Source organism: Ensifer sp. SSB1 (genome assembly GCF_016652895.1).
GTDB lineage: Bacteria > Pseudomonadota > Alphaproteobacteria > Rhizobiales > Rhizobiaceae > Ensifer.
Window position 1 is genome coordinate 1 of record NZ_JAEPRP010000046.1, and the last position, 10,775, is coordinate 10,775.

11 protein-coding genes are annotated in these 10,775 nt (G+C 63.5%); all 11 read right to left on the minus strand.

What is annotated here, in order from left to right:
- Positions 1 to 181: 181 nt before the first annotated feature.
- The gene (locus tag I8N66_RS13740) at positions 182 to 991 is read right to left on the minus strand and encodes an ABC transporter ATP-binding protein (RefSeq protein WP_291154476.1); all 810 of its coding nucleotides are present in this window, start codon (positions 989 to 991) and stop codon (positions 182 to 184) included.
- The gene (locus I8N66_RS13745; RefSeq protein ID WP_291154477.1) at positions 988 to 1,941 is read right to left on the minus strand and encodes an ABC transporter ATP-binding protein; all 954 of its coding nucleotides are present in this window, start codon (positions 1,939 to 1,941) and stop codon (positions 988 to 990) included. The genes I8N66_RS13740 and I8N66_RS13745 overlap by 4 nt, the downstream gene beginning before the upstream one ends.
- Positions 1,928 to 2,767 (minus strand): ABC transporter permease, encoded by an 840-nt coding sequence (locus I8N66_RS13750; RefSeq protein ID WP_291154478.1) that lies wholly within the window; start codon positions 2,765 to 2,767, stop codon positions 1,928 to 1,930. The genes I8N66_RS13745 and I8N66_RS13750 overlap by 14 nt, the downstream gene beginning before the upstream one ends.
- Complete coding sequence (locus I8N66_RS13755) at positions 2,764 to 3,786, minus strand: ABC transporter permease (RefSeq protein ID WP_291154479.1); 1,023 nt, start codon at positions 3,784 to 3,786, stop codon at positions 2,764 to 2,766. Before I8N66_RS13755 ends, I8N66_RS13750 begins: the two co-directional genes overlap by 4 nt.
- Positions 3,787 to 3,803: 17 nt before the next feature.
- On the minus strand, positions 3,804 to 5,369 hold the full coding sequence (locus I8N66_RS13760) for an ABC transporter substrate-binding protein (RefSeq protein ID WP_291154480.1): 1,566 nt from the start codon (positions 5,367 to 5,369) through the stop codon (positions 3,804 to 3,806).
- Between the two features lie 36 nt (positions 5,370 to 5,405).
- Positions 5,406 to 6,527, minus strand: coding sequence for a DUF917 domain-containing protein (locus I8N66_RS13765; RefSeq protein ID WP_113537451.1), 1,122 nt, complete (start codon positions 6,525 to 6,527; stop codon positions 5,406 to 5,408).
- Positions 6,524 to 8,068, minus strand: a complete 1,545-nt coding sequence (locus I8N66_RS13770) for a hydantoinase/oxoprolinase family protein (RefSeq protein ID WP_291154484.1) — start codon at positions 8,066 to 8,068, stop codon at positions 6,524 to 6,526. Before I8N66_RS13770 ends, I8N66_RS13765 begins: the two co-directional genes overlap by 4 nt.
- Before the next feature lie 3 nt (positions 8,069 to 8,071).
- On the minus strand, positions 8,072 to 8,575 hold the full coding sequence (locus I8N66_RS13775; protein ID WP_162768732.1) for an Lrp/AsnC family transcriptional regulator: 504 nt from the start codon (positions 8,573 to 8,575) through the stop codon (positions 8,072 to 8,074).
- A gap of 585 nt (positions 8,576 to 9,160) precedes the next feature.
- Positions 9,161 to 9,511 (minus strand): ribbon-helix-helix domain-containing protein, encoded by a 351-nt coding sequence (locus tag I8N66_RS13780; RefSeq protein ID WP_113537448.1) that lies wholly within the window; start codon positions 9,509 to 9,511, stop codon positions 9,161 to 9,163.
- A 23-nt stretch (positions 9,512 to 9,534) separates the two neighbouring features.
- A complete protein-coding gene (locus tag I8N66_RS13785; protein WP_162768731.1) occupies positions 9,535 to 10,131 on the minus strand; it encodes a DJ-1/PfpI family protein in 597 nt (198 codons plus the stop codon).
- Between the two features lie 158 nt (positions 10,132 to 10,289).
- On the minus strand, positions 10,290 to 10,775 hold a 486-nt coding region (locus tag I8N66_RS13790; RefSeq protein WP_291154488.1), incomplete at its 5' end, for a ParB-like protein.

Consider the following 10,775-nt stretch of genomic DNA (forward strand, 5'->3'; position numbering starts at 1 on the left):
GGGACATTTCGAAGCCGGCATGCATGCCAGGTTGACGGTAACAGAATAACCCATCGTTCGGCGCCTCGGCCGATCGGGCCGACGGTCACCCGCGGGTGGCCGTCGGTTATTCCGAGAGCGGCTCGTCACCGGCCGCCCAGGCGCTCTGCTTTTTCTGCCGCCTCAATGGGTGCGCCCGTCGTCAACCTGAAGCGAGTTCGCGTCCGACGGACCTTTCCCGCCGCCCGAAGGAAAGCAGTTCACGCGTATAGGGATCGGCCGGCGTTTCGATTACCTCTTTCGTTCTGCCGAATTCGATGACGTCACCGCGCCGCATGACCAGAAGCGCGTCGGAAACATGTGCGACGACCTTCAGATTGTGGGTCACGAAGAGCATCGAGAGGCCGCGGCTTTCCTTCAAATCCGAGAGCAGATTGAGGATCTGGGCTTGCACCGAAACGTCGAGTGCCGATGTCGGTTCGTCGAGAATGAGAAGGCTCGGCTCCAGCGCCAGGGCGCGGGCGATTGCCACGCGCTGAGCCTGGCCCCCGGAGAGCTCGCTTGCGCGTCGATCGAGGAAGTCGGCCGGCAGCCCGCAGTCCGAAAGCAGGCCTGCAATTTTCTTCCGAATGGTCGGGCTCTGCCGGCCGCCCTGCGCGAGGATCGGCTCGGCGAGAATTTCGGCGATCGTCAGTCTGGGACTTAGCGACAGGAAGGGATTTTGCAGCACGACTCCGATCTTCTGGCGTTCTCGGCGCAGTGCGCTGCCCTTCAACGCCAGCCAGTCCTGTCCATCGAGCCGTATCTGCCCGCTTTCCACCGGAAGGAGGCGAAGAATGGCACGCAGCAGGCTTGTCTTGCCGGAGCCGCTCTCTCCGACGATGCCGAGGGTCTCCCCCTTGGCAAGGCGGAAGCTTGCGCCGTAGACCGCGGGCTTTGGCCGGGCGGCAAAGAGGCCGGCGCGGTAGCGGATCAAGAGGTTCTCGACGTCGAGAATCGGGAGCGTGGTCATGCGGCGTCCTCCGGCAGATGACAGAGCCAGTGGTGCGCGGCGCGGCTCCGCTCGGGCGGCGGTGTGGTCGCGCACTCGCGAAGCGCCTGGGGACAGCGTGCGGCAAAGGCACAGCCGGCGATCGTTGAGCGCGGCGGCGGGATAGAGCCCTCGATGGCGGCAAGCCGCGCCCCTTGCGGTGCGGCGTCGGGAAGTGCCGCGAGCAGGGCGCGGGTGTAGGGATGGCCGGGGCGCTGCAGCACCGCATCGACCGGCCCGGTTTCGACGGAGCGGCCCGCATAGAGCACGGTCGCACGATCACAGGCCTCGGCGATCACGTCCATGTCGTGGGTGATCATCAACACGGTGAGACCGCGCTCGCTCACCAACTTGCGCAGGAGCGCCAGGACTTGGGCGCCGACCGAGACGTCGAGCGCTGTGGTCGGTTCGTCGGCAATCAGGAAATCTGCACCGGTCGCCAGCGCCTGGGCGATGACCACACGCTGCTGCATGCCGCCCGAAAGCTGGTGCGGATAGCTGCGCAGCACTTTTTCCGGATCGGGCAGACCGGTTGCCGCGAGCAGATCGGCTGCCTCCGCGCGTCGCGCCCCCTTCGGCAGGTCACGATGGGCGCGGATTACATCATCCAACTGGCTGGCGATACTGAGGACCGGATTGAGAGCGGCGGCCGGATCCTGGGCGATCATGCCGATCCGCCGGCCACGCAGCCGCACCGCATGTTCCCGAAGGTCCTCGCCGTCGAAATGAAACCGGTCGGCGATGATGCGGGCCCCCTTGGGAGCAAGGCCGAGTGCCGCCATCCCGGTCATGGTCTTGCCGCAGCCGGATTCGCCGATGACGCCGTGGATCTCGCCACGGTCGATCTCAAGGCTGACCGCACGTACCGCGTGAACGTCGCCTTCTGATGTCGGGATGCTGACTGACAGGTTTCGGATATCAAGCAGAGGCACGGCCAGTCCCTCCCTTGCGGTCGCGCAGAGCATCACCGAGCACGCTGAAGGCGAGCGCGATGACGAAGATGGTGAGGCCAGGCATGGCCGAATACCACCAGCGTGCGGGGAAGAACTTTCGACCGGCATCGACCATCTGGCCCCAGTCGGCAATCGGCGGCAATACGCCGAGACCAAGGAAGGAGAGGGCGGCGGCGGTCAGAAGCGCCGGCCCGACATCAAGGGCTGCCTGCACCGTCAGGGGGCGGCCGGTTGCCGGCAGAATATGACGCAGGATGATGCGCCAATGCGAGACGCCGGAAAGCTGCGCTGCCTCCACATAGGGTTGCCCCCTCAGTACCAGCACCTCCGCACGGGCAAGCCGCGCGTACCAGGGCCACCATGTCACGGCGACTGCGATGACACTGTTCAGGAAGCCGGGTCCGAGAGCCGCGGCCATCAGGACCGCCAGCAGCAGCGCGGGGAAGGCGAGGAAGACGTCGGTACCGCGCATCAGCGCTTCATCGATCCAGCCGCCGAAGTAACCGGCGGCAAGACCGATCGGCAGGCCGATGAGCAGCGAGAAGGCGACGATCAGTATGCCGTTCGTCAACGAGACCCGGGTGCCATAGACAATACGGCTGAGGATGTCTCGGCCGAGATGGTCTGTGCCCAGCCAGTAATCTGCCGATGGCGGCGAGAGCTTGGCCACGACATTCGGGCCGCCGGCACCCTGGATGGGATAGGGGGCGATCCACGGCGCCAAGAGCGCGACGAGCACGAAGAGGAGGATGATGGCAAGGGCGAGGGTGCCGGGCCAGCCGAGGCGTTTGGTGAGCTTTTTCATGACAGCGCCACCCGCGGATCGACAAGGGCCTGAGTGATGTCGATCAGGAGGTTCATCACGACATAGCAGATGGTGACGACCATGGTGACCGCGGCGATAACGGGAAAGTCCTTGGCAAGGATTGCTTCGGAGACATAGCGACCGAGACCCGGCCAGGCGAAGATGATCTCGACGAGCACCGCGCCGGTCAGGGCATAGGCGAAGGAGAGACCGATCACGGTCAGTGCCGGTCCCATGGCATTCGGCAACGCATGACCGAACAGGATACGCGGTTCGGAGAGCCCGAGCGCGCGGGCGGCAACGATATGTCGGCGCTCGAGGATCTCGATCATGGCTGAGCGCGTCAGCCGCATGGCGACGCCGGCAGGATAGGACGCGAGCGTCAATGCAGGCAAGATCAGGTGCGTCAGCGCGTCGCCGAAAGCATTGAGCCGGCCGGCGAGTAATGCATCGATCAGGTTGAAACCGGTCACCATCGGCAGCGGCGCGGCGATTGCGATCTCTCTGGATAGTCGCCCGGAGAGCGGGAGGATGCCGAGCCACTGCGCAAAGATGAGCTGCAGGATCATGGCAAGGAAAAAGGTCGGCATGGCAACGGCGGCGATGGAGCCGAAACTGCAGAACCTGTCCGCCCAGCCGCCTTGCCGCGCCGCCGCGATGACGCCGAGCGGGATACCGATCAGCAGCGCAAGGCCGGTCGAAAAGATGGCGAGCTCCAGGGTGGCCGGCAGGTAGGCCCTGAGGTCGTCGGCGATCAGGCGCCTGGACTTGTAGGAGATGCCGAAATCGGCGGAAACCATGGCCCCGGCGAATGTCGCGAAACGGGCCGGAAGGGGCGCGTCGAGATTGAGTTCCTGACGCGCCTTTTCGATTTGTTCAGCCGTGGGACGCGGGCCCGCATAGAGCGCTGCGGGGTCCGACGGAACGACCTGTGCCACCACGAAGACCAGGAAGGTCACGCCCACCAGCACGAAGGCCGAGAGGAACGTGCGGCGCAGGATGTAGCGTAGAAGTTCCATCAGACCCCCCGCGTGCCCTACCGGCTCAGATTGTTGACAAAGGTGATGTGCCCATAGGCCGGATTGTCAGCATAACCCTTGATGTCGGCGCGGATGATATGGACGTTGGGCTGGTCAAGCATGAAGATGGCCGCCGCGTCCTCGATCACCTTGCGCTGCGCCTCGATGAACAGTGCTTCTGCACGCGCGCGGTCGGTGCCCGAGAGCTTTGCCGCCTCGTCGATCTTGGCGTCCACCTCGGGGTTGGAATAGTAGCCGAGATTGAAATTCGGCTTCTCTTCGCTGTGGAACAGATTGAAGAGGTAGTCGTAGGGGGTGACGAAGGTCGGCCACCAGAACATGACGAAAATGTCCTGCGCCGCCTCGGGGTTCGACTTGCCGAGCTGCCATTGTGCCTCCCACGCCATCGGCTGGAGCTTCAGCGTGATCCCGAGCGTCTCCAGATTGGCTTTCCAGAGTTCGCCTGCCACCGCTTCGATCGCCTGGGAGGTGGAATAGGTCATGGTCAGTTCGAGGCCCGGTTCGATGCCTTCCTCGGCAAGAAGGGCCTTCGCAGCTTCGAGATCCGTTTTCGGAATCGGCGCATTGGCATCGTGACCCCAGATGCCGGCCGGAACGACCCCCTTGGCGCGCGTGCCGAAGCCGCTCGTTCCCGCGCTGATCACGTCGTCATAGGGAAAGGCGAGCGACAGGGCCTGGCGCACCTTGACCTTGTCGAGCGGTGCGCGCTTGACGTTGTAGAGACCGAACAGCGTTTCGAAGGACGGATTGACGACCACGTTCAGGTCGGGATTGGACTTCAGCGCCTCGAGGTTCTCGTAGGGAAGGCTGTAGGTCCAGTCGGCCTGGCCACTCTCGATCATGTTCTGGGCGAGCGTCGCATCTTCGACGATCTCGAAGGAGATCGTCTGGAAGGCACCGTCCGGCACCTTGCCCCAATAGCCTTCAGCCCGATCGAGTACGGCGCGCTGGCCGGGCTCGTAACGCGAAATCTTGAACGCTCCGGTTCCTGCATCGTTGCCGGCGTTGAACCACTTAGCCTCCTTGTCATGCGAGGAAGGCGCATAGATCCAGGCTGCAAAGCCAGCCGATGCGATGAGGTCCAGTGGCTGCGGCTCGGAAAGCACGAAGACCACCTTCAGTGGCTCGGGCGTTTCGATGGACGAAACCTGGCTCCAGATGAACGAAGCACCGCCGCCGATTTTCTTGGTCCGTTCGATCGAGCCCTTCACCGCCTGTGATGTCAGCGGGCTGCCGTCATGGAACTTTACACCGTCGCGCAAGGTGAAGGTCCAGGTCTTGCCATCTGCACTCACGTCCCAGGAGGTCGCGAGCAAGGGTTCGATCCGGGCTTCGGCCGTGTCGGTCGCGGGGATGTAGCGCGTCAGTCCTTCATAGACATTGGCGAGCACCGCACCGTCGTTGGAAAACGAGGTAGCCGGGTCGAGGTCCGGAAAGCTCGTCGGATAGGCGAGTGTGAAGATGCTGCTGGCGCCCTCGGCCATCGCAAAATTCCAGCGCGACGCGGCGGCTGTGGCAAGAGCGGTGAGGGCGGCGGTTTTCAAGAAATTGCGGCGATTCATGTCAGGCTCCCAATCGAGTTCTGGAGGGGCGGACGGTTAGGCGTCTTCTTTGTAATGGGGTACGGCAGGCGCATCGGCGGAGACGCCCATTGGAACGAAGTCGAAATCGTAACCGAATGCGCGCGGGCCGACGGAGGCGAGCGCGATCTCACTGCGCAGCAGCACCGGAGCCGGCATGGACAGGATGTCGATGCGCAGGCCGTAGCGCAGCTCTTCCGTGCCGATGGCGCGACCGGTCTCCGAATCCACGATGCAGATCAGGTCCGGCACCATGGTGATGATCTCTTCGCCTTCGCGTGCGATCAGATATTCGTTCTGGATGTCGACGGTGAGCGTGCGGCCGGCATCTGCATCGAGCCCTGCAACGGTAAGCTTGCCGCGGGTGAAGCCCGCCATGACGCGGCGGCTGATATCGGTGACCTTGCCGCGCATCAATCGCACGCCGCCGGACTGCTTCAAAATGGCGTCGACGGGGTCTTCCTTCGCCGCCCGCGCGTTCATCACCGCGTCCCCGAGGCTCCAGGCCTGGCTTGTGGTGTGAGGCACGCCGAAACGGCGGACGAATTCACCGGACATCGGCGCCGTCGTCATCAGCGCCGTGCATCCCATCGCAATGGTGCTGGCGCGCAGCAGCTTTTCCAGCATTTTCGGCGTCGTCGCGTCGGTGACGACGATCACGTTGCCGTCTGCATCGGCGAGAGCCGCGGGCTGTACGGCCTGGCCGTGGATGAAGAAGGTGGTCATCTGCACTTCCGGGAAGGCGCGGCCCATGCCGTCAGCGTCGACGACGGGCAGGTCGACCATAGCCGCCGTCAGCATCGGCGCAATGCCGTTGCCGCCGCCAACCTCATCACCGAGCAGCGCATCGACCTTGCGGCCGAGATGCCGTTCGAGAGCGTGCAGAAGCCGCACGCCCTCGCTGCCTTCGGGGATCTTTTCGATACCCACGGTCGGGGCGCCGATGCCGCCGATTCCGAGGATCTGGGCATCCGGCGCCATGTCGGCCGGGCGCACCATGCGAATGCGCTTGCCTTCTCGCAAAAGCGCCTTGGCGCGCAGCAGGCCGTGATAGGTGCTGCCGCCGCCGCCGGTTCCCAGAATGCCGCAGCCGATGGCGATCCGATCGATATCCGCTTCGCTGAGCGTCCAATACTTCATGCCCGCAACTCCCCAATCACTTTCGCGGCGACGCGAACGGCATTGCCGGGCAGGTAAGCCAGCGGCGTTTCTTCGATTTCGGCAAGGGTGGTCGTCTCCGCGTCAGCGCCCGCCTCGACGGCCCGCGCCCGTGCCTCGGCGACGATGGATTCCAGTGCGATTTCCCGCGTGGTGCCTTCGAGCGAAACCACGCTGTCCACCTCGCCGGACACCTGCGCGATCGCCGCGCCGATGGCGTTGGCGGAACCGAAATGATCGGGCTTCAACGAAACCGAGGTGCCTTCGAGCAGCCCTTCGACCAGCACCGAACCGCCGCCGACGAGAATGGCGGGAATGGGATCGGCGCTTGGTTTCATGCGGTCGAGAACCGTCTCGATGCTGGCCTTCATCTGGGCCAGCAACTGCTGCGCCAGTTCCGGCGTGATGTCGCTGAGACGGCTGCGGTCGCCGAGATCGACGAGGCCGGCCGCAACGGCGATATCGGTCGCCGTCAGCGTGTCGCCACCGAAGCAGAGCGCCTTTTCCGGTAGGCGGAAGCCAACCGAATCCGGACCGACCGTTGCCGACGGGCCCGGGCGTACGATGCTGCCGCCGCCAAGGCCGAAGGAATAGACATCCGGCACGCGGAAATTGGTCGGCACGCCGCCGATCATCGCGCCTTCGCTGCGGGTGCGCGGGAAGCCGGCAACCAGCATGCCGATATCGGTGGTGGTGCCACCGATGTCGATCACGGCTGCGTCGGAAAGCCCGGTGAGGAAGGCCGCGCCGCGCATGGAATTGGTCGGGCCCGAGGCGATGGTGAAGACCGGATAACGTTCCGCGAACTCGGCGGCCATCAGCGTGCCGTCGTTCTGCGTCAGGAAGAGCGGGCAGGTGAGGCCGAGGGCGGCAAAGGCCGAGCGGAAGGCGCCGACAGTCTCACGCCCGAGCGTATGCAGGCTCGCGTTGAGGATGGTGGCATTTTCGCGCGGCAGGAGGCCGGTGCGACCGACGCGATGCGACAGGCTGATTGCCGCGCCCGGCATCTCCTCGGCAACGATTTCCGCCGCGTCGTTTTCCATCTTCGGGTCGACAAGGGCGAAGACCGAGCAGATCGCGATGGCGGAGATGCCGCGAGCGCGCCAGTCGCGGCAGGCCGCGCGGATTGCCATATCGTCGAGCGGCGCAATTTCCGAGCCATCGTAATTGACGCCGCCCCCGACCAGGGCTGCGCCGCCGTCAACGACGGGGCGGAGCCTGTCGGGCCAGTCGATCATCGGCGGCAGCGAGCGCGTCGCCGCACCGCAAAGCCTGAGAACGCCAACCTTTTCAAGCTGACGGCCCTCGACGATGGCGTTGAGAAAATGCGTGGTGCCGATCATCACGGCATTGACCGCGCCGGCCGAAACGCCGGCTTCCGCGAGCACGGTGCGGATCGCAGCGCTGACGCCCGATGTCACGTCCGCTGTGGTCGAGGATTTGACCGTGGCCAGGACCTCGGGGCCACGCAGCAGCGCCGCATCCGTATTGGTTCCGCCGACATCCACTCCGATACGAAGCATGGATTATCCCTTCTTCTTGCTGCCGAGGTCCGTGCCGCGGCTGATTGCGGTCGTCCTCGTGCCGAATACCTTGTAGAGGCGCAGCACAACCGAGCTCGTGACGCGCTTGACGCCAGGCAATTTGCCCAGCTCTTGATCGATGAATTCGAGCAATGCCGCATGATCAGAGACGAAGAGCGACGCGCTCAAATTCGCCGTACCGCTCGTGGCGGCGAGGTATCCGATCTCGTCATATTCGGCGAGCAGGATGGCGACCTCTTCCTGCTTGCCCGCCTCGACCTCGATCAGGAGTTCAACCTGGACATCGCGTCCGAGAGCGACCGGATCAGGAATGGCGCCAATGACGATCATCTTCGCCTGCAACAATCCGGCGATACGGTTGCGGATCGTGCGTTCCGAGGCGCTGCCGATCCGGCCAGCGATTTCGGCCGCCGAAAGGCGCCCGTCTTCGGTGAGGTAGCGAATAATCTCGCGGTCCAGATCATCGACGAGGTAGCGTTGGGTCATCACCGTTTCCATTTCGGCCTTGATGAGCCGAGTAAATTTCCGAAACGGAATTGTGTCAAGAATATTTCAGTCGTGTATGGCATTTTTTGTCGAAAATGTCCCGTTTTAGGTGGGGATTCTTCCGGAAGTTGCCGAATCGGAAATTTGAGTTGGGCGGGAAAGTTGCCGAAACGGCCGATTTGGAGCGACGGATGTCTGATTTTCGTTTGGCCGGGGCTGTGCCCAGGGCCTGGAGCGCTGCTGGGTTGCGCCTGAAGAGCGTCCGATCGTCCGAAAGGAAGTCTTCCGTATCGATATGAGAGGAGCCGAGTGCGGCTGTGGAGGCTGTTCTCTTCAGGGATGGCGCTCGGCCGACAAGCGCGGCTCTGCCGGTCACGACAACGCGAGACCTGGTTCGATCGGCGGCGTTCACGTCATGCTGGGCGGCAGCAAGCCAAAGTCCAAAACGCGACCGCCTGCAGCGTCGCAGCCGGGCCTGGCACTCGCAGGAGAACGCTGGCGAACCGCAATGATCTCAGCCGCTTTTGGCGGGCAGGCCAGGGTGCGATGGTGTCTCGCGGCCCTCGGCTGTCGAGATCTGCTGGCTCAGTGGTACTTTTCCTGCTCGCGAACGAGGATCGCCGGAGCGTTCAGCCCGGCGATCGGTTGGTTGACATCTGTCGGAATGTCTCCGGTCAGTTGAAGGTCGAGATAACGCGCGCAGCAGACCCTGAGGAATGAAGTGAAGTTCCCGAGATCGTGGCCGGCATCGATGGATTCATGATGCAGCTTGGTGATCAACTGCGTGACGTTCATGCGATCGCGCTGTGCGATCTCCTCAAGCTTGGACCAGAAGAAATTCTCCAGGCGAACGCTGGTCACCATGCCATCGATGCGTAGCGAACGGGTCGTGCTTTCCCAGAGCCTCGCGTCCGCCTTTATGAACAACTCGCACATCGCGACCTCCCTTGTCCGCTTCCTCAGGCGGCGTCCGTTTGTAGCAGGGCGGAGGCGTCGAGCACAGCCATGAACTGCCGCAGCCACGACGGATGCGCCGGCCATGCAGGTGCGGTAACGAGGTTGCCGTCCGAGACCGCATCGTCAATCGCGATATCGGCGTAGGTGCCGCCGGCAAGTTCGACTTCCGGGCGGCAGGCGGGATAGGCTGAGCATGTGCGTCCCTTCAGCACGCCGGCCGCAGCGAGCAGTTGGGCTCCGTGGCAGATGGCGGCCACTGGCTTTCCGGCTTCGAAGAAATGCTGAACAGCCTTGATGACGTCGGGGTTGAGGCGGAGATATTCGGGCGCACGGCCGCCGGGGATGACGAGCGCGTCATAGTCCTCGGCGCGAATACTGGAGAAGGTGGCATTTAGCGCGAAATTGTGGCCGCGCTTTTCGGAATAGGTCTGGTCGCCTTCGAAATCATGGATGGCGGTTGCGACCGTTTCTCCTGCCTTCTTGCCGGGGCAAACGGCATGAACGGCGTAGCCGGAGGCAAGCAGCGTCTGAAACGGGACCATGGTTTCATAGTCCTCGGTGAAGTCGCCGGTGATCATCAGAATTTTCGAAGCTGTCATGTGTTCCTCCCAAAACCAATGGAAGGAGCCTAACAGGGCTGATGAGCGAGTAGGTACTAACGGAATACTACAATGAAGATTCCGGGAAAATTCCGGGCGGTTCCGACTGCTGCCGATTGGTGGAGCGATCGCCATGGGCGGCTCGATGAAATTGCCTGTCAGTCGGAGACGCCGCACCAGCCCGGCAAAAAGCTGGCGGATTTGCCATGTGCAAGGCCGAGCGCGTCATGCAGCGCCTTGCCGATGTCGCTGGCGATGAGCTTCGCGTCGATCCGCGTGCGCAGGAAGTTCGCCCACATGAACTCGCTATAGGGGGTGGTGTCCTTGGCATAACCGCCCGCCCGGCGAAGCGCGCCTGCCAGGGAGCGATAGGGATCGTCGACGAGATCGGCGATGGTCTTCGGCAAGTCGTGGTGCGAGCGTCGCAGGCCCTGTGCGTCGAAAGGATACATCCAGTGACGATGGTCCATGACCGACCAGAACTCATCCTTGCCGAGATGGCTGAGGTCGTACACGATGCTGGTCAGCACATGTGCGACGCCTTCATCGTAAAGGGCGCGAACGAGGTGGTGGTGGTCGACGAGATAAGCGCGCTCTTTCGGCCCCAGAACGACCGGCACCATATGATGCCCCAGAAATTCCGA